Source organism: Gimesia algae, assembly GCF_007746795.1.
In the GTDB taxonomy this organism is placed as follows: Bacteria; Planctomycetota; Planctomycetia; order Planctomycetales; family Planctomycetaceae; genus Gimesia; species Gimesia algae.
The window spans coordinates 6,867,626-6,892,218 of sequence record NZ_CP036343.1 but is presented as its reverse complement, the minus strand read 5'-3'; the positions used below and the strand labels follow the sequence as shown (position 1 = coordinate 6,892,218).

18 protein-coding genes and 2 pseudogenes are annotated in these 24,593 nt (G+C 51.1%); 10 read left to right on the top strand and 10 right to left on the bottom strand.

The features are described from left to right. Positions 1 to 5 precede the first annotated feature (5 nt). The 4 genes from Pan161_RS25950 to Pan161_RS31260 all read right to left on the bottom strand — a co-directional run bounded on the left by Pan161_RS25950 (position 6) and on the right by Pan161_RS31260 (position 3,987). Positions 6 to 1,634, bottom strand: coding sequence for a DUF1549 domain-containing protein (locus Pan161_RS25950; protein WP_145231656.1), 1,629 nt, complete (start codon positions 1,632 to 1,634; stop codon positions 6 to 8). 1 nt (position 1,635) lies between these two features. Beyond that, positions 1,636 to 2,604, bottom strand: a complete 969-nt coding sequence (locus Pan161_RS25945; RefSeq protein ID WP_145231655.1) for a DUF1559 family PulG-like putative transporter — start codon at positions 2,602 to 2,604, stop codon at positions 1,636 to 1,638. Positions 2,605 to 2,715: 111 nt separating this feature from the next. Then, a complete protein-coding gene (locus tag Pan161_RS25940; RefSeq protein ID WP_197995535.1) occupies positions 2,716 to 3,639 on the bottom strand; it encodes a DUF1559 domain-containing protein in 924 nt (307 codons plus the stop codon). 216 nt (positions 3,640 to 3,855) lie between these two features. Further along, complete coding sequence (locus tag Pan161_RS31260; protein ID WP_261342932.1) at positions 3,856 to 3,987, bottom strand: hypothetical protein; 132 nt, start codon at positions 3,985 to 3,987, stop codon at positions 3,856 to 3,858. A 362-nt stretch (positions 3,988 to 4,349) separates the two neighbouring features. Between Pan161_RS31260 and Pan161_RS31500 the strand changes: the two are divergent. The 10 genes and pseudogenes from Pan161_RS31500 to Pan161_RS25885 form a co-directional block, all read left to right on the top strand. Then, positions 4,350 to 4,667: pseudogene (locus Pan161_RS31500) on the top strand (phosphoketolase family protein); the annotation flags it as partial. Positions 4,668 to 4,834: 167 nt separating this feature from the next. Next, entirely contained in the window at positions 4,835 to 5,059 is a 225-nt protein-coding gene (locus Pan161_RS25930; RefSeq protein WP_145231653.1) for a hypothetical protein, read from the top strand. Between the two features lie 152 nt (positions 5,060 to 5,211). Next, positions 5,212 to 5,649, top strand: coding sequence for a cation-transporting P-type ATPase (locus Pan161_RS25925; protein WP_145231652.1), 438 nt, complete (start codon positions 5,212 to 5,214; stop codon positions 5,647 to 5,649). 32 nt (positions 5,650 to 5,681) lie between these two features. Further along, the gene (locus Pan161_RS25920) at positions 5,682 to 6,287 is read left to right on the top strand and encodes a histidine phosphatase family protein (protein WP_145231651.1); all 606 of its coding nucleotides are present in this window, start codon (positions 5,682 to 5,684) and stop codon (positions 6,285 to 6,287) included. Positions 6,288 to 6,395: 108 nt separating this feature from the next. Continuing rightward, the gene (malQ, locus tag Pan161_RS25915) at positions 6,396 to 7,982 is read left to right on the top strand and encodes a 4-alpha-glucanotransferase (protein WP_145231650.1); all 1,587 of its coding nucleotides are present in this window, start codon (positions 6,396 to 6,398) and stop codon (positions 7,980 to 7,982) included. Positions 7,983 to 8,207: 225 nt separating this feature from the next. Beyond that, on the top strand, positions 8,208 to 9,848 hold the full coding sequence (pgi, locus tag Pan161_RS25905) for a glucose-6-phosphate isomerase (RefSeq protein WP_145231649.1): 1,641 nt from the start codon (positions 8,208 to 8,210) through the stop codon (positions 9,846 to 9,848). Positions 9,849 to 9,942: 94 nt separating this feature from the next. Continuing rightward, positions 9,943 to 11,967: a transketolase gene (gene tkt, locus Pan161_RS25900; RefSeq protein ID WP_145231648.1), complete on the top strand. Its 2,025-nt coding sequence runs from the start codon at positions 9,943 to 9,945 to the stop codon at positions 11,965 to 11,967. A gap of 459 nt (positions 11,968 to 12,426) precedes the next feature. Then, positions 12,427 to 13,629, top strand: coding sequence for a VWA domain-containing protein (locus Pan161_RS25895; protein WP_145231647.1), 1,203 nt, complete (start codon positions 12,427 to 12,429; stop codon positions 13,627 to 13,629). Between the two features lie 80 nt (positions 13,630 to 13,709). Next, positions 13,710 to 14,510 (top strand): hypothetical protein, encoded by an 801-nt coding sequence (locus Pan161_RS25890; RefSeq protein WP_145231646.1) that lies wholly within the window; start codon positions 13,710 to 13,712, stop codon positions 14,508 to 14,510. After that, a complete protein-coding gene (locus Pan161_RS25885; protein WP_145231645.1) occupies positions 14,510 to 15,406 on the top strand; it encodes a hypothetical protein in 897 nt (298 codons plus the stop codon). The genes Pan161_RS25890 and Pan161_RS25885 overlap by 1 nt, the downstream gene beginning before the upstream one ends. Before the next feature lie 8 nt (positions 15,407 to 15,414). On the opposite strand, the gene Pan161_RS25880 is transcribed toward Pan161_RS25885, so the two are convergent. The 6 genes and pseudogenes from Pan161_RS25880 to Pan161_RS31495 all read right to left on the bottom strand — a co-directional run. Then, entirely contained in the window at positions 15,415 to 16,281 is an 867-nt protein-coding gene (locus Pan161_RS25880; protein ID WP_232103501.1) for a MotA/TolQ/ExbB proton channel family protein, read from the bottom strand. 64 nt (positions 16,282 to 16,345) lie between these two features. After that, a complete protein-coding gene (locus Pan161_RS25875; protein ID WP_145231644.1) occupies positions 16,346 to 17,182 on the bottom strand; it encodes a GYF domain-containing protein in 837 nt (278 codons plus the stop codon). 46 nt (positions 17,183 to 17,228) lie between these two features. Next, entirely contained in the window at positions 17,229 to 20,159 is a 2,931-nt protein-coding gene (locus Pan161_RS25870; RefSeq protein ID WP_145231643.1) for a coiled-coil domain-containing protein, read from the bottom strand. Between the two features lie 58 nt (positions 20,160 to 20,217). Further along, positions 20,218 to 22,806 (bottom strand): GAP1-N2 domain-containing protein, encoded by a 2,589-nt coding sequence (locus tag Pan161_RS25865; RefSeq protein ID WP_145231642.1) that lies wholly within the window; start codon positions 22,804 to 22,806, stop codon positions 20,218 to 20,220. Further along, entirely contained in the window at positions 22,803 to 24,164 is a 1,362-nt protein-coding gene (locus Pan161_RS25860) for a hypothetical protein (protein ID WP_145231641.1), read from the bottom strand. Before Pan161_RS25860 ends, Pan161_RS25865 begins: the two co-directional genes overlap by 4 nt. A gap of 273 nt (positions 24,165 to 24,437) precedes the next feature. Further along, positions 24,438 to 24,558 (bottom strand): annotated as a pseudogene (locus Pan161_RS31495) (transposase); the annotation flags it as partial. Between the last annotated feature and the right edge of the window lie 35 nt (positions 24,559 to 24,593).

The following is a 24,593-nucleotide window of genomic DNA, read 5'->3' as shown; positions in this document are numbered from 1 at the left end:
CTCAATTAGTGGTTGGTGTTGAACTCGGAAGAATTGATGAGTACCCAGAACAGATTACCTAAATGTGATTCACGGGTGGTATTCGTGTGTGATTTGAAACTTTGTTTGATCACCTTCAGTTCGGTCTCTCGCGCGTGACGGCCCAGAACCGCAATGAAGACCGTATCGATTTGTTCGTCGAAGCTCATAAAGGGAGAACTGAGCAGCGATGCCAGCATCAGGTTTCCCTGTTTCGTTGTCAGTTCGTTTACGAAAGAGCCATTCATCAATGTCAGCGCCTGCGAAATGGATCGCTCCGCACTGAAAGAGCGTTCGATGTAAAAGCGGGAAGCAAACTCGCTCCGCTGGCTGCGATCGGAGCCGCCGCCGACATCCTTGCGTTCCGAAGGCCGGTTGGCTGCGGTCTGCAGACTGTCATACAGTTGCTCGCCTGTCAGTCCCCGCACTGTGGCACGTGTGATTCTGAAAGGACCGGGGGCATCGGGATCAGATTCTGACCCTTTACTGGTACCTGCTGGAGAAGCTGACAGGCGGTATGCATGGGAACTGACGATCCCCTCGGTCATCAGATCCAGGTCGTAACCGCTGGCGATGAATGCTGCAGAGAGATCGTTCAACAACCGAGCGCGATCACCGGTTTGAACTTCATCGCGACTGAGATCATCAACCGGCTCGATGATGGCTTCTCCGAAGTAGTGAGCCCAGAGTCGATTGACGGCGTTCTTTGCCAGTAACTGTTCCTCGTTCACTTTCATCCAGTCGACCAGAATCAAACGCAGTGATACGGAATCCAGTTTTTCTGGCCATTCAATTTTTGTTTTTGTCAGCAAAGCGGGTTCATATTCCATTTTTGTATCCGGAATGCGAACTTTCGGCGGTTGTGGCTGTGACTTCTCATTTGTTTGAGGTTCCACAAAAAACGCGGCTGTCTGCCAGAACTGCTCGCGGGTCCAGCGGGAAAACGGATGGTCGTGGCACTGCGCACAGTCCAGGTTGATTCCCAGAAACGCGCGGGTGGCGCTGGCTGCCAGGTTTTCCGGCTTGGATAGGTTGGCATAATAAAAACCAATGGGCGTCGTACTCGCCGGGACATTATTGGCATGATCCAGCGTCAGAATTTCCACAACCAGTTCATCGTAGCGAGTCCCTTTCTGCAGGCGATGCACCAGCCAACGTTCGAAGTCATCTGTGACGGAGTCAAATTCGGGTGTATCGGCTTGAGGGACCCATGCACGTCGCCAGAATGTCGCCATATTTCGATAATGCACGCCCGAATGCATCAGGCGATCAATGGTTTCGATGCGTCTCGATTCAGATGTGTTACTCAAGTAATCATGCACCTCGATGATTGTGGGAATGCGGCCCGCAAGATCCAGTGTGACGCGTCGCAGAAATTCCGCATCGCTGGCAAACTGGCTGTGATCTGCAGCGTCCATTCCCAGACGTTGGTCGATCAAACGGGAGACCATAAGCGGACTGATATCCGCTGCGCGGCAGGTGGTCACAGCAGACACCACGATGAACAGGCACAGCCAGGCAGGCTGCAATCGCATCATCGGGCGGGCTCGGGTATTTTGATGGATTACAGATACGTCCCGGTGCATACGCGGCGTTAAATGATTTAGTTCGTTCATTTTAAAAATCGTCAAGTTGGATCAGATGCCCATCGTCTCGAATTGTCAGATAAGCAAAGGTCAGTGGGTCCAGTTTTGTACCGAAGAATCGCACACTGCCGTCACAAAACAATACATTACCGCCATCCTGATGAAAGCTGTAAATGCCAAGCCAGTTATTGCAATTGACGCTGCAGTCCGTGCTGTCGCCCCGCGGTGGTCGTTCGCCTGTTTCCGGGTTCACGGCACCGAAGGAGATCGAACCCCAGCCCGCCCAGGCACCGCGGGCATTGGGACTCATGCCGAACTGTCCCTCCCCTGGTTTCTTCGTTTTATTTCGCCATGCAGCCGGACGTCCTGCTTGTTCGATCAGCAGGAGCGTATTGGAGAGGCCGTCTGTGATCTTCGCTATTGGCAAATCTTTATTGTCGGTCATTGGCTGACGCTGGTTTCCGATTCGACCTTCTCTTCCCATCGCGTTGATGCCATATCCGTTCCGGGCCATCTGCACGCCATTTGACGTGATGAAATCAACGGCAGCAGCTTTGCAGGTAAAGACGGTCGCTTTATCAGGATTGAGCGACTTGGTTGAAGCCTGGGACTGAATCTGTACGAATCGTTCAGCAGGACTCGCCGGGCAGAGGAAGACGGGTAACTGTGTTTCGACAATCGCCTTGTTTTTGGGATCAAAAAAGTCGTAGCCGGTATCGTATTGGTCTGCCTGATCCGCCAGCTTCAGATACGGCAGAATGTATCCCCCCCAGCCGCCATACGGGTTTCCATCGTTAAACCCGCTTCGTCGAGGAGGCAGGCCGCGGTGAACTTTTTCGTACTGGAGGAAGGCAGAACCTATTTGCTGCAGCCGATCATGACACGACTGTTCTCGTGCGGTATCCCGCGCCACGAGCATTTCAGGCAGTAGCAGCCCCGAGAGGATTAATAGACAGACGGTAATAACGACGACTTCAAGGGGATTAAGCCAGTCTCGCATAGGTTCTCTCGAGAATAAGGACAGCAGTGTAAAGCTCTGTTGAGTATTCGATGGCAGCAGTTAGCCCGTTTCCGAATATTGTTACCGTTGGTTCAAATATCAGGCTTCCTTTTAGAAATCCTGGTTGATGACTTCTCCGCCGTTAATCGTAATCAGAGCAAACAGAACATTGGCGTCGATCGATTCCGACAGCATGTGCACCGAGCCATCCACGAACGAAGCATGCGCTCCCCCCGTATGAAAACTGTAGATTCCCTGGCTGTTATTACAGTTAATGGAACAGGTTCCCCCCGGTCCGTCTCTTGTGACTGCGTCCGAGCCAAAGACCTGCACCTGAAAGACCTGATAGGAAGGCCAGGACCCCCAACTGGTTGCCTGACTCAGCCCGGCATTGGAAGTCTGTTTTATGCCACGAATGTAATAGTCAGCGCGGCCCGCCTGTTCGGTGATGAACATCGTATTGGTTGTGCCATCGGTAATATCACGAAAACGACGCGTGCGAGGCAGATCATCCATGGCTGTAATCTGATTATTCCCACTCAACGATGTCACACCAAATTCGTCTGAACGGAAACTGTTCGGCCCGAAATAGTCGCCTGCAATGCCTTCGGATGTCACTCCGCTTTGGATAACTGTAACCAGTCGTGGCCCTGGAGCGGACGGGCACATGAAAACGGCAAGCGGAACTCGAATGTTTTCTTCATTCTCAGGATCATAAAAATTTTTGTTGAAGTCATAGCGTCCCTGCAGATTCGCCTGATCCAGATAAGGGAGAATGGCTGGTCCCCAGCCCCGACGGTTGCCGTTAGTCAGAATTCTACGGGGCGGCATGACGCGAAAGGCCGATTCGTAATTGTGAGCCGCCAGCGCAATCTGTTTCAGATTGTTCTTGCAACTCATCCGCCGGGCCGCTTCACGCGCCTGCTGTACTGCTGGCAGAAGCAGCGCAATAAGTATGGCAATGATCGCAATCACAACAAGTAATTCAATCAACGTAAATGCGGCGTGTTGCTTTCTTGTGGACGTTCTAGCCACGAAGTCTGTTCTCCTGTAGGGGCTCATATAGACATTCCAGTTATGCCAATTTCTGTAGCAACAGCCGTGCCAAACCACATGACTGCGAATTCACGTGATATATGCAGTTGATACAGAGAGCGTTTGGTGAGTGTGTTGAAAGAATCGCATCCTCGGTCGAAAAAACAGACAGGTAGGCTGTAGGGGAGGTGACCGATAGACGCTGGTTGCTGTGCTCTACAGAACAATCAGGTCGATGTGGTTCACAGCGGAGAGACGAATTCTCTGAATACTGATCTGTTGCCGGACTTCCCGTACATCAGAGACTGTAATATTTAGACTGTTGGAAGCGACGGGTGAGCAGGTCATGAGTATCCACTTCAGGCTGAATATGGACTTGATCTTATGCAGGGATATTGCAGGACGCGTGCAGGGATTGTGGGCATAAAAAATCACTGATGTCAGATTTTTGATTTTATATTGAGGAATTCTTGAACCAATTACTATGGCTGGTATGTGGTGCGTCTTTAATCGTTCGCTCAGTTGTCCAAGAAAAAATGATTGGGCGTCAAAGTTCACTTTGCACAATTAGCTCGACATTTCCAGACAAAAGTGGATACGATGATAGCGATAAAACGGTTGAATGCTGAACGAGAAAGGAGTTTCCCATTAAACCAGTTGATCAACTCATCCTGACGATTAATGGTGGCTCGTCGAGTATCAAGTTTGCATTATTCGAGTCGGATGGCTCAATCCAGCTGATTCAACGACTGATCTACCGCCGCACCAATCACGACAACATTCACGTCCGAGGCTATAAAGAAGAGGGGACAATTACGACCCCCTTCGATATGACTGTGTTGAACGATTTAGACCGTTTTCATCTTGTAATGGACGTAATCGTCCGCCTGCCGCAGACCGGCGATAAAGGGGTCTACCTGAAACAGCAGCTCAAGGATTTACAGCATTACCGCCGCTCTACTGACCGATTCTGCTCGCCACGCTACTTTGTTAGATTGTCCCGACACAAATCATCAAAATGTGGCTAATCCGTAAAGTGTGGCTTTGATGAGTCTTCTGGCAGCAGGATTTGGAATATAATACTTTTATGATCCCTGACGATTATCACTTAAATAACCTTTGAGCCCAGCAAACTGCGGGATAATGTAATGTGATGCAGAGGATCTGAACCAATAAACGAGAAAACAGGGACCCTATGAATCAATCTAAGCACAAACAAGATCAGCACAGCGACTCAAAAGGCAACGCTCATCATCAAGGTCATCCATCTTACTGGAAAGGGGCGCACCGTGACTGGCGAACTTATGTCGCTGTGATTTTGATGCTCGCAGGTATGGTCGTCTATGTAATGACTATGGATTTGTCAGAGCAACCTGCCGACACACCGCAACCGCCGGCAGCCATCGACGCTGGAGAATAGCAGGAAGTCAACTCACTATCTCAACCCGACGGAATATCAGATTTGCGAACCAGCGGCAACACGTTTCATTGCCATCAGTGTTTAATTGAAGTCACGTGTGCGTGTTTATTTGCCTGAGCGTCCAGGAAATCGGCGATAGAAAGTAGAGAGGGATGAAAACAGGCCAGCAACCCCAGGCAAACGACGGTCTGAAATCCCTGCCCCTGTCGGAAGTGGAACAGAAACTGGAATCATCGCCGGAGGGCCTCACACAAGCCGAGGCGGAGAAACGGTTGGCCCAATATGGTCCCAACGAAATTATCGAAAAAGAAACCAGTCCGCTGCTGCAATTCCTGAGCTATTTCTGGGGACCAATCCCCTGGATGATCGAAGCAGCCGTGGTTCTGTCAGCGGTGGCCCAGCATTGGGTGGACTTTTTTATCATTCTGATTCTCTTATTAACCAAAGCGGTAGTCGGGTTCTGGGAAGAACATCAGGCGGACAATGCGATTTATTCCGGTTCAATCGTCCCTCAGGGAGAAATCGGTGCCATGATTTATGCCACGGGAGCAAACACAATTGGGACGTCAAGCGATACTCGTTTTCTTTGAACGAAGTGATGTGAAGTGAAGGTAATCCTGTAATGAGCGACGAAGTTCAACCGCTACCTCTGATTTATCTCGCGCGACATGGTGAGACATCCTGGAGCATCTCAGGCCAACATACAGGCTTGACCGATCTGCCGTTGACGGAACGCGGTGCGCTTAACGCCCGCCGACTTGGCGAACGACTTAAATCAGAGACCTTTGCCCGCGTATTCACCAGTCCGCTACAACGCGCTTCTCATACATGTGAATTGTCCGGTTTTGGTACGATTGCAGGTGTGGATGATGATCTCGTCGAATGGAACTATGGCGATTACGAAGGCATGACCTCTATAGAAATTGACCTGCAACGGCCCGGCTGGGAGCTATTTCGCGACGGTTGTCCGGGTGGCGAGTCGGTTGCAGAAGTGTCCGCCAGAGCTGATCGAGTCATTGATCGACTTCGCACCGTTGAGGGTAACGTCTTGCTCTTTTCTCACGGTCATTTTCTGCTTATGCTCGCTGCGCGCTGGCTGGGCCTGAATGCAGCAATCGGCCGACACTTTTTTCTCAACACAACAGCATTGAGTATTCTGGGGTATCACCATGGCCGGCAAGATCCGGTGATCCGGCTCTGGAACGATTGTAATCACGCAGGCAATTGAGAAAAACACCAGTTATGGTATAACAACCCTGGCCGCCGGTCTGCGCGGATTATCTCACAACAACACCATCAGCCGCACGCGAATTCGAGCCCGGACATAAGGAAAAACATGAGCGAACGTAGTTTCCGGACGAGTTTACCTCCGTTTCCGCCAGATTACCGGGCTTCCGGCGTATTGTTGCATGTTACTTCACTTCCCTCGCCATACGGGATCGGTGATCTGGGACCGCAGGCACGGGGCTGGGTTGATCGTCTTCAAGAAGCGGGTCAAACCTGGTGGCAAATCTTACCTCTGGGGCCGACAGGGTACGGAAGTTCGCCATATCAACCCCTGTCTTCGTTCGCCGGCAACTGGCTTCTGGTCAGTCCAGACGATCTGATCGCGGATGGACTGCTGGAGGAAAGCGATACTGCCGGATACTCTTTTTCACAAACCAACGTTGACTACGATGTTGTCAACACATTCAAACATCAATTACTCAAATCGGTCTGGACCCACTTTAACAATAGACGCGGACACGTTCTGAAACCCGCCTTTGAGCAATTCTGTCAACAAGAACGGCACTGGCTGGATGATTTTGCTTTATTTCAGGCCCTGCAAACCATGCACCAGGGCGCGAGTTACCTCAATTGGCCGCTCGAACTGGTCAGACGGGAGCCGGTTGCCCTGGAGCAGGCGCGGCGTACTTTGTCGAAAGAAATCGATCAGATTCGCCTGGCACAGTTCCTGATTTTCCGGCAAGCGAATTGCCTGAAGAAATATGCCGAAAGCAGGGGCGTACGTCTGATCGGCGATCTGCCGTTTTTTGTTTCTCCCGACTCAAGCGATGTCTGGGCTCATCCGGAACTATTTCTGCTCGACGAACATTTACAGCCGCAATTTGTAGCCGGTGTCCCTCCCGATTACTTCAGCGCTGATGGCCAACTCTGGGGCAATCCCGTCTATGACTGGGATGCGATGCGTCAGGCTGGCTACAAATGGTGCATCGACCGCGTGCGTGCATTACTGGCTCATGTCGATCTGATCAGACTGGACCATTTTCGTGGATTTGCAGCTGCCTGGCATATAGAGGCAGATGCTGCGACGGCCTTATCAGGTGCATGGGTGCCCGGACCTGGCAGTGATTATTTCAGTTCGGTCCAGCAAGAACTCGATGGTCTGCCATTCATTGCGGAGGACCTGGGAATTATTACGCCGGACGTGGGTGCACTTCGCGATCAGTTTCACTTGCCTGGAACACGCGTTCTCCAGTTCGCCTTTGATGGTGAAACTGATAATCCATACCTTCCTCGTAACTACGTTTCGAATACCGTCGTGTATACCGGTACTCATGACAATAATACCACGCGCGGGTGGTACGAAACATTGAGCGACGATCAACGAAAAATTGTATCTCAGTATCTGGAGCGTCCCTCGATCGAGAGCAGCGAAGCCACAGCGGCATTGTTGCATCTGGCGTGGTCTTCCGTGGCGGCGCTGGCAGTGATGCCGCTGCAGGATTTGCTCAACCTGGGAGAGGATGCCCGAATGAACGTGCCCGGTCAAAGCGAAGGAAATTGGCGCTGGCGCTGCACAGAAGAGATGTTGTCCCCGTCTGCATTTCAATCGTTGCGGGAAATGACGGCAATGTCCCAGCGCCTGCCCGCTTTACAACCAGCACTTGATTCCCAGCCAGATCCGGAGGTAACATTTTGAAAGCGACTCAAAAACTCCACCATCGGGGGCAAAGTCTCTGGCTCGACGGTATTACTTGTGATTTACTTACCAGCGGAAGACTTCAGCGCAGTATCAACGAACTCCCGGTGACAGGGCTGACCTCGAACCCGAAAAATTCGATCAGGCTGCCACGAGCGAAAACTCTTGCGAATGCCGACTCATGAACTTGACTACTTAATACGAGAAACGAAAAGGAATACAATTATGACGACCGGCGACCAGTTACTCTCAGAGTGTGCGGCCTGGAAGAAGCTCGAGGCTCATTATGAGGAGGTCCAGGGTCTGCATCTCAAGACGCTCTTTGCCGACGATCCTGCGCGCGGCGAGCGATTGACTGTTGATGCGTTGGGCCTCTATCTCGATTACTCCAAGAATCGAATCACCGATGAGACCTTCAAACTCCTCCTGGATCTGGCAGAGGAAACGGGCCTGCGCGCACACATTGACGCCATGTTTCGGGGAGACAAAATCAATCTCACTGAAAACCGGTCGGTTCTGCATGTGGCTTTGCGGGCACCGAAAGGGGCAACGATCCTCGTGGATGGTGAAAACGTAGTTCCCCAGGTTCACGCCGTGCTGGACAAGATGGTTGATTTTTCGCATCGGGTTCGAAGCGGTGCATGGCTGGGTCATACCGGCCAGCGGATCCGTAACATCATCAATATCGGTATCGGCGGTTCTGACCTCGGACCGGTGATGGCTTACGAAGCGCTCCGGTATTACAGCGATCACAATCTTACTTTCCGGTTTGTCTCCAATGTCGACGGTACCGATCTGGCAGAAGCAACGCGTGATCTTGATCCGGCGGAAACACTCTTCATCATTTCCTCGAAAACCTTTACCACAGCCGAGACGATGACCAACGCTCACAGTGCGCGCGACTGGTTACTCGCAGGTCTCGGCGGTGATACTAAAGCAGTCGCTAAGCATTTTGTCGCCGTTTCGACGAATGCTGAGAAAGTGTCTGAGTTCGGCATCGACACCGGAAATATGTTCGAGTTCTGGGACTGGGTCGGTGGACGTTATTCGATGGACTCGGCAATTGGTCTTTCCACGATGCTGGCGATTGGCTCCGAGCATTTCCTGGCAATGCTGGACGGGTTCCATCAGATGGACGAGCACTTCCGCACGGCAGCGTTCGCGGAAAACCTGCCGGTGATCTTAGGGCTGCTGACCATCTGGAACACCAACTTTTTGAAAGCACAGACCGTTGCCATTCTGCCCTACGAACAGTATCTGAAACGATTCCCGGCCTATCTGCAGCAACTGACGATGGAAAGCAGTGGCAAACATGTCACACTTAATGGGACCCATGTTGACTATGATACCGGACCAGTTTACTGGGGTGAACCGGGCACTAACGGCCAGCATTCATTTTACCAGTTAATCCATCAGGGCACCCGGCTCATCCCCTGCGATTTCATCGCGTTCGGGCAACCACTCAATCCGCTCGGGAGGCATCATGATATGCTCCTGGCAAATGTCTTCGCGCAAGCTGAGGCGCTGGCTTTTGGTAAGACGTCCGAGCAGGTTCAGGCAGAGGGTACGCCGGACCGACTCGTACCGCATCGAGTATTCGAAGGCAACCGCCCGTCGAATACGATTCTTATCGAGCGACTCACGCCAGAAATACTCGGCAAGCTGATCGCACTCTATGAACATTCGGTTTTCACCCAGGGCGCCATCTGGAATATCGACTCGTTCGACCAGTGGGGGGTCGAGCTCGGCAAGGCGCTGGCCCAGCGTATTACTCCAGAGCTTGAAAGCCAGACAGAACCAGAACTCAATCACGATTCCTCCACGAATTGCCTCATTCGTCGCTACAGGAAGCTGAAGAAGAACTGAGAGCTTTCTAAATTTGATCAGTCACAGCGCCTGCAATGATTGTGAGAAATGAATATAATTATTTGAAAAACGAACTTTTTAAAGGCAATTACATATGACCCCCGCTGCGATTTCTTCAGAAGCTCTGGACGAGCTTTGTGTCAATACGTTACGTCTGCTGTCGGTAGACATGGTACAGAAAGCGGGATCCGGGCATCCAGGTCTGCCGCTGGGATCTGCCGCCATGGCTTATGCTTTGTGGGACCGCTTTCTCCAGATCAACCCCGCCGATCCAAGTTGGCCCGACCGCGACCGTTTCGTGCTTTCGGCCGGCCATGGATGCGCACTGCTCTATGCGCTGCTGCATGTCACGGGATATGACTTGTCACTGGATGAATTGAAACAGTTTCGGCAGTGGGAAAGCAAAACCCCGGGGCATCCGGAGTACGGTATGACTCCGGGTGTGGAAGCAACGACCGGACCACTGGGACAGGGATTTGCCAATGCAGTCGGGATGGCAATCACGGAGACCCATCTGGCGGCGCGATTTAACCGGCCCGATCACACCGTCGTAGATCATTTCACATACGTGCTTGCCAGTGATGGCGACCTGATGGAAGGTATTGCTTCGGAGGCGGGTTCCCTGGCAGGGCACCTGGGGCTTGGCAAACTCGTTGTACTGTATGCCGACAATCACATCACGATCGAAGGGAACACGGAGATTGCCTTCACGGAGGATCGCTGCGCCCGCTTTGTTGCCTTCGGCTGGCACGTCCAGCATGTTGCGGATGGAAACGATCTGGAGGCTGTAACAGCAGCGATCCAGGCCGCGCGGGAACAGACAGACCAGCCGTCGCTGATTGCTGTCAGAACGCACATCGGCTATGGCAGCCCGCACAAGCAGGACAGTGCGTCGGCTCACGGTGAGCCACTGGGAGTGGATGAAGTGCAGTTGACCAAGGAACGCCTCGGCTGGCCCGCAGAACCTGCGTTTCATCTTCCCGCTGAGGCCCTGGATCATTTCCGACAGGCCGTCACCAGGGGAAAGGACTTGCAAGGCGCATGGGAAGCAAAAATTGCGGCGTACGGCAAAGCGCATCCTGAGCTGGCCGCAGAGTTCAACCGGATCATGGGCGGAATGTTGCCTGCAGACTGGGACGCGTCTCTGCCGACTTTCACCGCAGAGAGCGGCGCGCTGGCGACCCGTGCCGCATCGGGAAAATGTATTAACGCAATTGCACCACGATTGCCTGAGTTAATGGGTGGTTCTGCTGACCTCGCACCCAGCACACAAACATTTATGGAAGGCGTTGGTACCTTTCAGTCGAATGAGCGGGAGGGACGCAATATGCATTTCGGCATCCGCGAGCATTCTATGGGCGCCATTCTTAACGGTATGGCATATCATCAGGGTCTGATTCCTTACGGCGCCACTTTTCTGGTTTTCAGTGATTATATGCGTCCTCCAATGCGGCTGGCGGCGCTTAACGGCTTGCCCGTAATTTACGTCTTCACTCATGACAGCATCGGTATGGGTGAGGATGGCCCGACCCATCAGCCGATCGAACAACTCCTTTGCCTGCGCTCCGTTCCCAATCTGTTTGTCATCCGGCCCGCTGACGCCAACGAAACCGTTGAAGCCTGGCGCGTTGCTGTGGGGCGTCGGAATGGTCCAGTGGCGTTGATATTGACCAGACAGAAACTTCCGATCCTCGACCTGGAACACTATCCGAGTCTCCCGACCGGTGTATCGCAGGGGGGGTATGTTCTGGCTGAAGCTGATGGTAACGGGACACCCGATCTGATCCTGGTCGGGACAGGGTCCGAAGTCCACCTGGCGCTGGAAGCACAAAAGCAGCTTGCCGGTGAAGGAGTCCGGGCGCGGGTCGTCAGCCTGCCTTGCTGGGAACTGTTTGCGGCTCAACCGGAATCGTATCGGCATCAGGTCGTCCTACCCGGTGTGCCTCTGCTTGCCATTGAAGCTGGTTCGACTTTAGGCTGGGAGACTTATTTCGGTTCCCAGACTGCTGCGATTGGCATCACTGGCTTTGGTGCCTCAGCGCCGGGAGAGACTGTGATGCGGGAATATGGCTTTACCGTTGAAAACGTCTGCGAGCGGGCATTCGCTTTGCTGAAGTAATCGAAGGAGGAGTGATAATGCATGTCGGTCTCACCACTGGCTGACGTGCCACCTGAATGAAATCTAGACTGCGTCCAGTTTTCTGTAGCGTCTTCAGAGCCATTTGCAACGTGTTCATAGATTGAGAGACGCTATGGTTAAATGTGATGCGCTCTAGTGGAGTGTCATTTTAAAAATTTGGGTTGATAGATATCACGAGAGTGCGACAACGGAGCACGTAAATAACACCCCCCAACCCTCAATTTGTAGCTTGACAAAGCACTAGTTAGAAAATTTCGGCGGACTCCGACAATATGATGAACTGAAACAGCTGGTAAGTGAGTGTCTCTGCTGCTTTTGTAAGTTCTTGTGATGAGCAGGTTGATTGTGTCCACATATTGTATAGAAAGATCTCAAAAAAAGTGTATCCTGTAAACAGAGTAGGCTTGAAACACACTTGCGAAACAGCGGGATTAAATAGTGCACTTTTATCTGAAAATCAAGAATCGCGTGGAGGGACCCTACTCAACTGAGGAACTGCTCTATCTCCAGAGTCAGGGGCAGTTAGATGCGGGACATCTGGTACGCGAAGGAGAGCAGGGAAGCTGGCTTCAAATTGAACAGCTACCAGTGATACGCAAGCAGCGGGAAAGTACTGTCCGGGCAGCAGGAACGCAGTCTCAACGTGAGATTACAGGCATTGCGAGGCGTCCAGTCCCTCAAGGCGAATCAGAAAGAATCGAAAAGTCATCTCCGCAGCGAACGACCGATGGTCCCTCGCAGGAATTACCCAGGCGTGTTCCCGATTCGTCTGTCAACCGTGCCGCTATACAGCAGAGGCGTCAGAAACTGATACTGGCAGTACTGGTCGGTGCGTTCATTCTGATCCTGTTGTTGTGCCTGATTTACTGGATGTTTCTCAGCGGCCCCTCCGGTAGTCCGTCAGGCAGCTCGTCCGGCAGTCAGGGAGCGGGTTCAGCTACGTCTGGAAATAAACAGACAGAGGGGGCTCAGTCAGAATCCTCAAATTCAACTGAAGGAACTTCACCGGCAACGCCTCAGCCTTCAGTCGATCCTTCACCTGTGGAAACAACGTCCTCAAGCAGTCTTCCTCCGCCACCGGTAACTACTAAGGGTGCAATGACTCCGGCAGATATCCCACCTTCCTTTTCGGTCGGGACAGCGAGGTTTTTTGGAATTGAAGCCAAAGGGCCAGTTTTTGTGTATGTCGTTGACTGTTCGGGTAGCATGTCCGGCTCACCGATGAAACTGACCAAAGAGGAACTGAAGAAATCAATCAGCCAGTTGAATCTCAAACAGAGCTTTTATGTCATCTTTTTCTCAGACCAGGATTATCCCATGTTTTTCCCGGCCAAAGCAGCCCCTCGTCCACTGCCAGCCACAGATGAGAATGTGGAACAGTTGGAAAAGTGGGTTGACGGATTTCATATGAGTGGTGGGACAAAACCTCAGGCAGCCTTGTTGCGCGCGTTGTCGCTTTCACCTGATGCCATTTTCCTGATGACCGACGGCGTTTTCGATTCAAAAATTGCGGATCTTATCAAAACTAACAACACCGGTAACATAGCAATCCATACGATTGCCTTTCAAAATAAGTCTGGCGAGCCATTGTTGAAACGAATCGCTGAAGAAAACAGGGGCGCGTACAGGTATGTTCCCTGAGGGGACTCTGCAGCAGCAGGCCGACTGAATGCAGGTAGTTCACAAACCAGAGAATTATTTCAGGCTGATATGAAATCAATATGAGACGAAGAAGAACTCAGAATAAATTTTCGCTGTTTGCCTTTCAGGATATCATTACCTCCGTAACCGGGATTGTGATATTTGTCACGCTGCTGATGAGTCTTGAACTGATTCAAAGGCATCCCAAATCTGCACACGCAGAGACAGCGGATCTGATCAGGCAGTTAAAACAGCAGTTGATTCAAAATCAACAGGCAAGTGAACTGCTTCAGCAGCAGATTGATGCCGAAAATCAGGAAATCATACCGGAGGCATTTCAGGACGCCACCACGCTGCAGCAGACGTTAACTGAAATCCGGGAGCTGCAGCAACGTGTTTCCGCAGATGCAGCAGAAGTCACGACTCAAAAATCAGAAACGGAAAAACAGCTTAATGAGATCAGAAAGAGCGCTGCAGAGCGTCGACAGGAAGCAAAAGAAATCGAGGATCTGAAAAATGAAATCGCGCACAAATCTGAGCAGCTGAAGAAGCTGGAGGAGGGGAAGCGGCTGATTTTTCGTCCTGCAAAGAATACTCCGAAAACCCATTGGCTGGTGGATGTTTCCGGGAAGACGGTCCTGGTAGCGCGTATGGGGGTTAAATCGACGCCTCAGCAGTTTGCCAGCTATGAAGAATTTCGGAACTGGCTGATTCGTTTATCCCCTGCTTCCGATTATTGCATGGTCGTGTTACGACCGGAGACGGCACGGACTTATCAGGAAATTTTCAAGATGCTGGACCAGCAGCATATTTCCTTTGGTTATGATGCGATCGATGATCAGAAAATCGTGATCGATCCTAAAGAAGGAGCAGGTTTCTAATGGTTCGACGAGCATCGGCAGAAATCAAAGAAAGCAGCCTGGAACTGCTGCTGGACACCATCTGTAATACTTTCGGTGGTGTTCTCTTTATTGCGATTCTGGTGATCGTGCTGGTCAATATGAGCAGCAGAGAAATTCCGCGCAATCCACAGGAAAACCGTGCGGAACTGGATCTCGAGCTGTTACAGTTGCAACAGGACCTGGAACGTTCGCGCGAACGTCTGGAGACACTCACCACAACCACGTCCCGATTGAAAGCGATCAAAGCTCAGTTCACCAGCCAGGAATCCATCAGGCTTTCGCGAGAGGTGCGCCAGACCAGGCTCGAAGTGTCTCAGACGGTACTTTCGAATTCCCGGGGCGGTGAAGAGACAGCCGTGATGCAACAGGATATCAATCAGCTCACTGATCAACTTGAGCAACAGAAAGATGATTTAAAGAATGCACGCACCGAGCTGCAGAACCTATCAGTCAAGTTGCAGGGGGTGGTCCAGAAAAATGCCCGCGAATCCCAACTTCCTACCGCGCAAAAGAATTCGGGAAGCCCTGATGCCAACTTCATATTGAAAAAGGGCGTTCTCTGTGATCTCGGTCATCCTTCCGAATCTCGATCTTCTGAGGAAAACGGAATTCGGTTTCTTGATCCCGTTTTGTCAGCCGGATTAAAGATTCCAACAGAAAATCCGGATCCACAACTCGTCGCAGCCAGGCTCAAGGCGCGGGGTATTCCCGGCCGGCATCTGATTCGCATCTGGGTTTCACCAGACTCGCATGCCCAGTGGAATCTCGTCAGGGAAACACTGGTCAAACGCGGAAATCAATATGAGCTGGTATTGCTGCCTGAAGGAGAGAGGCTGGCTTATGGCGCGACCTCCCGGGTGATGCGCAGTCAGTAGGTAGAAAGTTAGCGTACCGAGTCGGTTTCGTAAGGCATGATCCGCAGCTTATTGACAATATACTGAGTACAATATTCAGAACACTGATCGAGAAATTCTTCTTCTGATTTTCTGATGAAAGTAATGAGCAACTGGATCACCAGGGCAGCCACTAACGCTTCGAGAGTGGTTTCGAATGCGGTGGCCAGGCCCGCAGTCACGTCCTGGAGAGCCGCTTTGACTTTGTCCATATCTTCCGCAGACCGGAGCACTGAACCGAAGCCTCCAATGGCGTCGGAAAGCCCGATGACGGTCCCGATAAATCCCAGAACGGGGATCGCCCATACGAAGCCTGACAGGAGACTGTAACTGGTATCCATAGAGGAAACATCGGTATCTGCCTGTGAACGCAGAATGTCATCGACGTCGGTCACGCGTCCCAGGTTTCTAAGATTTGACAGGGCAACCACAATCCGGTTGAAGAGCACGAACTGTTTCGGATCGTCGACGGCGGATTGAATCTCGTCCATCACCTGATCTACGGTGGCAGAAGACAGGATAAAATCGTGTTCAGGAGGGACAACTATGATTTTCAGACTGCTTTGCTGATACCTCAGTTTCCGCCACTTAAAGAACAGGATGGACAGTGACCAGGCTGAAAAAAAGACAATAAAATAAGGGATGGGACCCCGTTGCGTGAACATGACGGTGATCGATGAATGCGGGAACGGATACAGGCAGCTATAAACCAGGATGGTGATTAATACACCCAGCAAGGCAGAGAGAACATTATTCACGCGTGTGTGCCTGCCTCCTTTGAATAACAGTCGCTGTTCGATGTCCTGTTTCACCCAGGAGAGCCGCTGTGTTGATGTTTCGTTAGCCCTGTGTTGCATGATGTCTTTCTTTAGTATTTCAGCTGGCGCTCAGAGTTCAAGATCTGCGGAATATCCTGTTCCGTTACTCTAATGGCATTCCATCAGCGTCTTTCAGTTTACCTGTTGCAATTAAGATGATATCAATCAGAGCCCAGATGCCGAGTCCACCCAGCGTGATCAGTTTTAAAAAACCCAGTCCGATGTAGCCCAGGTAGAAACGGTCGACTCCCAGGGAACCGGCAAACAGGGAAAGCAGCAGGGCGGTCGTGCTGTTACGCTGGTGTCGTGTCCCTGCCAGATGATCTGGAGCATGACGCAGGCTGGCCCCGCACATCGGGCAGAAGGCGGCTGGCTGCTCCAGGACGGAATGACACTGCGGGCAGTTCGTGAGAAGGACAGCTGTATTATTTACCTCTGCAGCATGGGTCGGTCCAGGTGGGAACAGCTCGGGAAGCGTATTGGCGTTCACCCAGTCCGGTAGAGTCGGATTCCAGACATAGGTATCCGGGGCAATCCGGTTTTGCCTCAACAGGGAAATTAACTCTGACAATTGAACGGGGCCCGTTTCCTGCTGATTCGAAATATAATACCACTGGCTCTGCTCATCTGACTCTGGAGGGGGAGTCGGTGCAGGCGAATTCACGTGCTGAGGCTCCTGGATGAGTTCGTCAGCCATCGCATCGTGTTCCTGCTCCGGGCGGGGAGTCTCAGAAGCGACTTCCTGTACTGTCGCTCTGGGAGCAGGACGTTCGGGAAATAACTCTGGGTATTCGGATGCCAGAAACCAGGTTTTCTGATCATGCGAGATTTCATGATGCCTGGCAAATCGCCCGCGACGTGCCAGTGACTGCAGAGTCTGTGAATCGAATGGTCCCTGAATACGACCTCGATTTCTTATATAATATTGCGATTCATCCACCTTGATTCTCCGTCATCTTTTCATACCAGCGTTTCAACATTGTCAGCTACTTCGATTTCACAAAAACAGCGCGTCCTGCTTTGTAGATCTGGGTTGCCGCTTCCGGACTGACCGGGGGGTTGAGGTGGAACTTTCCCTTATTGATGGTACCCACTGGCTGATAAACGTTTTCCGGTTCAGCATCGGGGACAATAACCATGAGTTCGCCGGTATCTTGTGGGGGATGATTGACGTTAATACGCATCACGGGTTTTCCTTTGGAATTGCGACTGATCCAGCCAACCCACCGGTAGCTGTCATCGGGTTTAATCTGCTCCAGCTTTGCAAAGGCTTTCTCGATCTCTGCCTGCTTTTTTAAAGGCGATGAGAATTCTTTCAGCTTATCGGTGACCTGCTTTCGGGCAAAGAGGGCACGCGGATCATCCGGGTCGATCCAGTTGGCTGCAGGATCGACATTCACTGCTGACAATGTTATTAAGTCATCCGCGAAGACTTCCTTTAATGGCAGACTACCTTTACAGCCAAGTTCCAATACGCTGCGTAGCAGCTGATACTTGAGGATGGGTTCCATCTTTTCGTCGGCATACAGTTCCTGGAGAAGTGTGATAAAAATCGATTCCCATGCGCCATTAAGTGCTTCGGGAACTTTTGCAGTGATACTTCTGGTGAATCGGCTTTGCGGAGAGGACCAGTCCTGATCGGGTGATTTTTCGGGCATGATAACTTCAGACCGGTCAATCGAGAATTTGTCTGATCGGGTCAATGAGATGTTATCGAACTTCTTGAACAGCAGTCGGCTCCCCAGCGCATCAGGGACTTCGAGGGTATAATATCGCTTGTTATTCTGAGTCAGAACCAGATTCAGATTTGAATACAGGGGGCCCTTCAGGATTTCGAGCAGCGGGCGATAGACGGGGATCTGGTTTTCCCCCACGCGGCCGGTGATTGCAGTGACAGCAGGACGCAGCTGTTGAATTGAGACGGGTACGGGTAACGGTTTGGAAGCTGCTTCCAGAGTGTTGACTTTTTCAAGCAGTTTGCGGGCAGCCTGTGGAGTGAGTTCTCTGATCTGAATCTGTTCCCATTCCTGCGTGGGCTGCCTCCATTCTACGAACTTTTTCCAGAGAGGCAGTTCCTTTTGAATGATTTTTTTAAATTCATTGCTGTGTGAAGTCTCAGGGAATTTGAGAATATATTCTTCCAGGCCTTTTTGATACCGGTCGAAATCACCAATCGAGCGACTGATGTTCTGATACTGCCTTTGCAGATCCTCTTCGCGCCGCATGATGGCCTGTTTGTCTTCCAGCATGACTTTGAGTTTGGGCAAATCATTTTTAAGTGATTTTGAGATGTGGTTGCGCTGTTGAAGTTCATGCAGACTGGTCAGTGCATTATTGATGGCGACCATTTCCTCTTCTGGCAGAGACTGAATCCGGTTAGTGAAAACATTCAGATCCTGTTTGAACTGGTTGTCAAACTGCTGTTGCAAGTCAGACCGCTCCCGCGCGAGAGTCAATTTTAAACGTTCCAGCTGGACCTTTTCATCCGCAGTGACCGCCAATTGACTGACGGGGGGGACAGCAGACTCAACCTGAGCAATTTCTTCCCAGTTCATCTGGGGGTGGATCCGCGAACTGATCTGATTCAATTTTGCCTGAAACTGTTTGCTCCTTCCCTGTTCCTGCTCCAGTGCTTCGTCCAGCCTGGCAGAGTGCTGCTGGATTTCAGGGCTCTCCAGGATCCAGGGCTGGGGCTTTAACTGTTCTCGGTACTCTTGTGCCCGGGTCAATTTTCCGGATTGAACCAGGTCGTGCAGAGTGGCGGCATGCTCGGCAATCTGCTGATCCTGGTTCGACTTCCGAATCAGGTAGCCCAGCAACAGACCTACGATCAATAAAGAAACAAGGGTGCCGCTTACCAGCAGGAAAAACTTTCTGCGTGAACGTGTCTCCTGATGCTGCAGAGAGTCTGTATAACGCTGATATAAATGCGGCGTGAGGTTTCGTCCCGCTTTCGTGGCTTCGTGATACTGTGCCTGCAGTTCTTCTGCAGGTTTCTGGTCTGTAATCGCCTGTTCCAGATTGAAAACGGCCTGTTCGTACGCCTGATCTTCTGCCTGGGTCTGGTCTGTCTCCTCAAGCCAGTTCAGCGCCGGTTGCACGAGATTTTGGATTTCCAGAATTGAATCATTTGCAGTGGGGCCTGCGATCTGCATAAGAGCATTCCAGCGGCTTCTGAGGGGGCGCGCTTTTTCGAGGTCCAGTTCTGCAAACGCTTCGGTCAGTTTCGGCTCGAGTGTACGTAGTTCCTGTTCTGCTTTCAGCATACGGCTCTGTTTGTGAGCTGCGACAGTTCTGGATACCAGTTTCTGAGAAGGAGACTTCTGCCAGGGAGTGGAAGTCAATTCCTGTTCCAGAGTCGCCAGGATGTCTGCGTTTCCCTGCTGCGCCGCCACTTGAACTTCATTACGAATCTGTTCGAATCGCTGTTTTTCAAATACCAGAATATCGTCCTGCCAGATGGGATTGTCGGCGTCCAGTCTTCTGATCTTTCGCATGACCATCAGGCGTTTTGACAGGGGAGCCCGCGCCAATGCCAGTACCCGATGCTGATTGAGGTGGTGTTCCAGTGCTGATGCAACGGTGTAAGACTGGTTGATTTCCGCCGCGATTTCTATCAGCGGTTCAGGGGGGGCATTCAACCCGTCTTCGCGCACCAGTCCGGCCCATTCATCCCATTCAGGGAAATCCAGATACGAAATCGCGGTGAGCACATCAGGGGCCTGCTCTGCCAGTTGAATGGCTTCCGTCCGCAGTCCCTGGCTCAGTAATGCATCACAGCGCCGCAGGCGACCGTTCATGCGATTGACCATTTCCATCAACGCTCGGTTCAGACTATCAATTGTCTCAAACTGGGGTCGCGCAGGCTCAGCCAGAATCGCCTGGATCTCTTCTACCAGTTGCTGTATCTCATTCATTACGTTAGCAATCTCAACTCTATCAGCGACATTTGATGGTTTCAGTGGCTGGGATTAATCACTTTTCACGTGAACGATATAAATCGATCTCATGATCATCCAATTTCAGAAACAGGCGATAATGGATCTGACAGCCGGTCGTTCCGGGTTTAAAGGTTTCTTCAAAGAATTTAAGCTCTTCCGGGTAGTAGGTAATGAGGTCTTTGATTTCTTCTTTTTGTTTATTCCATTTGGCAATTAGTTCTCGGGATTTCTCCTGCTCATCTTTCTCATCTTTTTTTGCGTTTTTTTCCAACTTGGACTTTTCTTTTTTAATTTTCTGATCCAGCGAATTCAAAGTCTTATTCCCAATTTGTGTATCTTTCAATTCCCTGATTAAATGATTTCTATGTTTGTAGCTCCACAAGAAGTTATTTGTCTCATTGGATTGAGGGGTCGCAGTAGAAACAATGGCAAAATCATCCTGGCCATAAGTTTTTATAATGTACCAGGGGTAAGCATATAACTTGCCTTCCAGACGTGTATTCTGTTCGCGGTCTCGAATACATTGAAAGTTGATATTGAATCGAGGAGCGTTTTTATCGGACAGGTGCGTAATATTGGGGGCCGGCCTGGCAAGGACTTTTACGGTGAATTGATCTTTACTGGCATTCGCTTGCCCTGAAGTGGCATCCACGATTGGAAGGGGGATCTGAGGGATGACAATATCCTGAGTGAACTCCGAATTCATATCAATCTTGTTGATTTCGAGATAGATATGCTGAGAGACCGATTTCAGGACATCTGGAACCGGGATGTCAGCATGCATGGCAAATGCGGTTGCTGCGGAACTGCTTTTCATTTCGAGAGGAATACTACGCTGTGGTGTGTTCAGCTTACACAAAACAGCTTTCTCGATTTTATCAATTCCCAGAGAGAGAATTGCGAACTGAAAAATGAAATCATCTTTGTTATTTTTCTCAGACCATTTGAAAGACAAGAGATCGTCCTTCAGTTGAAATATTCCGATGTCGCTGTTTGGATTGAGCGGATTCTCAGAAAACTTGATGACTTTCCAGGTAGACTCTGATTTTGTGGCTGATTCCGGAACAATTTTAAAGTCGGCATTTCCATTGAAAAGAAGTTTCCCTCCCCGCACAGCCAGTTTTAACTGCTGTTCTGGCTCAAGTATCAGCTTGGCCAGTGCTTTGTTTTCTGTGGATTCGAACATCGGTAATTGAAGGTAATATTCCTTACTGGCAATATCCTCAAACGGGTCTGTTTTCGCTTTGGGTTTCGCTGCCGCAGGCTCAGGTTCTGGTTTTGTTGTCTTGAAACCGGGGGCCGATGTCATATCTTTTGTTGTGGCTGATGATTCCGCTCCTGCTGGGGCAGAAGTCGTTTTCGAAGTTGTCGTATCAGGCTCTGACTGCGCGTGTTGTTTTCCTAAATCTGGAATCAGTTCTGCATCAGCAGACGCTGGTTTGGAATCCTGTGCGCCGTCATCTGTTGGAACCGGCAGATTGTGATTACCAAACCGAGATCCTGCCAGAAATGCCAGCAGGAGCAGGATCAGCAATAGACTGCCGCCCATCAGCCATTTCAACAGCCGGTTACTTCTGCGTTTTTTCCTGGAATAATCGGCTTGCTTCTGAGGTGGCAAATGTGCTCCCGGAAGCCGTTGTCCGTTTGCTGGACGCCCCTGTGGTTTGCCATACTGATAGGTTCCGGCAATCTCAGTATTTGCCACCAGGTTCTGTGTGGTCACCTCAAATTCGGTCGCCTCTTGAGCGGAAGGATGATTTCCCGTCAGGGGAGGCGTGGGGATGACAGGTACCGGTTTTCGTGGGACAGGGGGCCGTGGTTTCTCAATCTGACCACTGCGGGCGAGTGTGATCAATGGATGGCTTTCCGTCACTTTTGCAGAAGCCGCCAGATCAATCACCGCGGCATGCGGATGACGTCGTAGCGCAGTGGCTTCGCTGGTACCATCGAGCACGAAACGGAGTTGGCAGTCCATGCCAGCTGGCAGTTTTGTGAAGTAGGTACTGAAGGTAGTCTGCCAGCGGTGATTTTCCGGCAGCAGAGAAAAGACTTCACAAACCAGAGACAGTGTATCTGTTCCACGTGGGAAAATAATCGAGATCGTTTTGTCTGGCCGGGTCAGCAAATGGCTGGCAACCACACCCGCCCAGCCAGCGTCACCCATGGTATTCTCCCATACGCGGCAGGGGCCCGTCGCCACGGGTGGTGATTCCATTTCCAGGCGGCGGGGAATGAGTTGAACCTGGCCATCCCACTTCATACTCGAAAATCCTGGTGTCGCAAGCAGGGCAGCCGGTCCCGCCGGGGGGAGATCGGCCTGATCGAGCGCCACGTGATGGGCCAGTTTATTTGAGCGTTGTGTATAATCCAGGCCCGCATCAGCAATACGGGAGAGTACGTGATATTTGCGGCCGCCTACCTGAATAGTCAGGTGAGAATAATTGACCGGGTTGAATCTCGCTTCTTTACTGTGGGGAGGGAATGCGTGCCGATATCCACTCATGGACTCCAGCTTCATCGCCAGGTTCTGTGCCATACCGGAAGTACTGACTACGGTGCAAAAGCCGGAACTGCCGGGCTTTAATCCTTCCGGGGCAGAAGTGTAAAGAATCTCCTGGCTCATGAACCGGCCTCCCTGGGGTTCCGAGTCCCTGCAGGTAGCTGTGTTTCACTGATCTGATCCACTCCAGGTGTACTCCGGCGGGCAGTAGAGGAAGCAGAAGGGATGAGATGGGGAACCGCTTTATGCAGCCCGTATAAGAAGGGGATTTCGGTCCACATCGGTCGAATGTGTGACGGTCGGATGGCGAGAAATCCTCCATGGGGGGCAATCTCAGGCGATGTGCCCAGTGCACTGACAGGAATATAAGTGACATCTTCTGCAAAGCTTTCCGCGGCGGAAATGAATTCCGGCGTCAGTTCAGAAAGTACCGTCCTGATTTTATCAGAGACTTTGAGGATGCGTTCTGTGTCAAGTAAAAAGCCGCCCGCCTCTGATTCATATACAAGGTGGGCGGAATTTAAAGGGGGACAACCGATAAGGGAGCACCAGGCATCATATTTGGTTACGACTACAATCAGGGGGCGTTTGTATTTGGCATTTTGAGGAATTCCGGCTTGCGTGCGGATGCGGCTGGCGGCCTCGAATAAAACCTGGTCCTGACGATGAGTCCAGGCATGATCTTTCATTTGTGGGTCTGCTGACTTACCCGAACAGCGAGAACGTACCCGGGGATGTTGTGTCGGATCAAACAGAAAAAATAAAGCCTGGGAGAGAGACAGATGCTGTGTACCATGATTGTTCGTATTCGAACCTCCCGGAAGAAAATGTTCGCCGGCATTATCATAGAGACAGACCGCCCGAGAGAGCTGGCTGGATTTTGTTTCGAGCCGGTGATCGGTGTCGGGCTGTAGAGAAAAAACAAAGGGTTTGGCCAGCCAGACGGTTCTCTGGTCCATCGAGACCCCCTGGTAAAGTTCTCCTTCTTTTTCTGTTTTCGGGAGCGCTACAAGTTCATTCGAATCAGGATTGAGAAACAGTTTTTCTTCGTATTCATTGAGCAGCTGGTTTGCCAGCGGGTCTGCATCGGAGAAGGCCAGTCGAAATGATCGCCTCAGAATATTTCGCAGACCCCAGATCATGGAGGCAAGGAAATAGGATTTACCTGATCCGGGTGCCCCCAGAATCGAGAAAAAGAGCGGCTTCATCTCGAGCAGCGCGCGAGGGATTACGAGGTGACAGTGAGGACAGGCAAGCTCACTACAGGCCACTCCATTCATATCAATCGCCTGGCCGTTGACATTAAACCGGGTGGGTAGAAAGCGGAGTTGCTCATCGGAACCTGCTATCGGATCGCCACTCAGGTCTGGATGAACGGCAATCCAGTGAGTTTCGTGAGCGGCAAATTCCTGCCAGCAGTGAGGACAGGTGATCCTGGAGCGTAAACCAAGCCGATCAGTTTCTTTTTGCGGTGAACGCATGGATTGCCTTATACTCTGACTGAAACGCATCTAAATATCGCTTAATGATCAACAAACATATAGACATTATGCCGGTTGGAAGTACGTAAATCAATTTGTTTACCGCACAGATTTCAAGTATATGATTGATTAGACACTTCACTTTTGAAATCCGTGTCCGTCTTCGATTCTGAAAGGCTGAAGCCGAGTATCGCAGCATGAGCCGAAAAGTTTGCTCCGATTACGATAGACTGCTGCCTCCAGTATCTTAAACACATAAAGTGCTACACATACAAGTTGCTTCAGACGTCGCAACTCAGTGATACCCATACCAGCAAAGTTCTTTTTCCAGGGGTATAAAAGCCTACTCGAAGATTCCCATCTTGCGAGTGGCCTCAGACACTGGAGTTTCTGTAAAGCAAAAGCGATTTGTTCTTCTCTGTCGCGTTT

Coding starts and splice junctions, on each gene's coding strand:
- Pan161_RS25950 (WP_145231656.1), bottom strand. CDS start 1,634: ATGAACGAACTAAATCATTTAACGCCGCGTATGCACCGGGACGTATCT.
- Pan161_RS25945 (WP_145231655.1), bottom strand. CDS start 2,604: ATGCGAGACTGGCTTAATCCCCTTGAAGTCGTCGTTATTACCGTCTGT.
- Pan161_RS31260 (WP_261342932.1), bottom strand. CDS start 3,987: ATGACCTGCTCACCCGTCGCTTCCAACAGTCTAAATATTACAGTCTCT.
- Pan161_RS25930 (WP_145231653.1), top strand. CDS start 4,835: ATGAATCAATCTAAGCACAAACAAGATCAGCACAGCGACTCAAAAGGC.
- Pan161_RS25925 (WP_145231652.1), top strand. CDS start 5,212: ATGAAAACAGGCCAGCAACCCCAGGCAAACGACGGTCTGAAATCCCTG.
- Pan161_RS25920 (WP_145231651.1), top strand. CDS start 5,682: ATGAGCGACGAAGTTCAACCGCTACCTCTGATTTATCTCGCGCGACAT.
- malQ (WP_145231650.1), top strand. CDS start 6,396: ATGAGCGAACGTAGTTTCCGGACGAGTTTACCTCCGTTTCCGCCAGAT.
- pgi (WP_145231649.1), top strand. CDS start 8,208: ATGACGACCGGCGACCAGTTACTCTCAGAGTGTGCGGCCTGGAAGAAG.
- tkt (WP_145231648.1), top strand. CDS start 9,943: ATGACCCCCGCTGCGATTTCTTCAGAAGCTCTGGACGAGCTTTGTGTC.
- Pan161_RS25890 (WP_145231646.1), top strand. CDS start 13,710: ATGAGACGAAGAAGAACTCAGAATAAATTTTCGCTGTTTGCCTTTCAG.
- Pan161_RS25885 (WP_145231645.1), top strand. CDS start 14,510: ATGGTTCGACGAGCATCGGCAGAAATCAAAGAAAGCAGCCTGGAACTG.
- Pan161_RS25880 (WP_232103501.1), bottom strand. CDS start 16,281: ATGCAACACAGGGCTAACGAAACATCAACACAGCGGCTCTCCTGGGTG.
- Pan161_RS25870 (WP_145231643.1), bottom strand. CDS start 20,159: ATGAATGAGATACAGCAACTGGTAGAAGAGATCCAGGCGATTCTGGCT.
- Pan161_RS25865 (WP_145231642.1), bottom strand. CDS start 22,806: ATGAGCCAGGAGATTCTTTACACTTCTGCCCCGGAAGGATTAAAGCCC.
- Pan161_RS25860 (WP_145231641.1), bottom strand. CDS start 24,164: ATGCGTTCACCGCAAAAAGAAACTGATCGGCTTGGTTTACGCTCCAGG.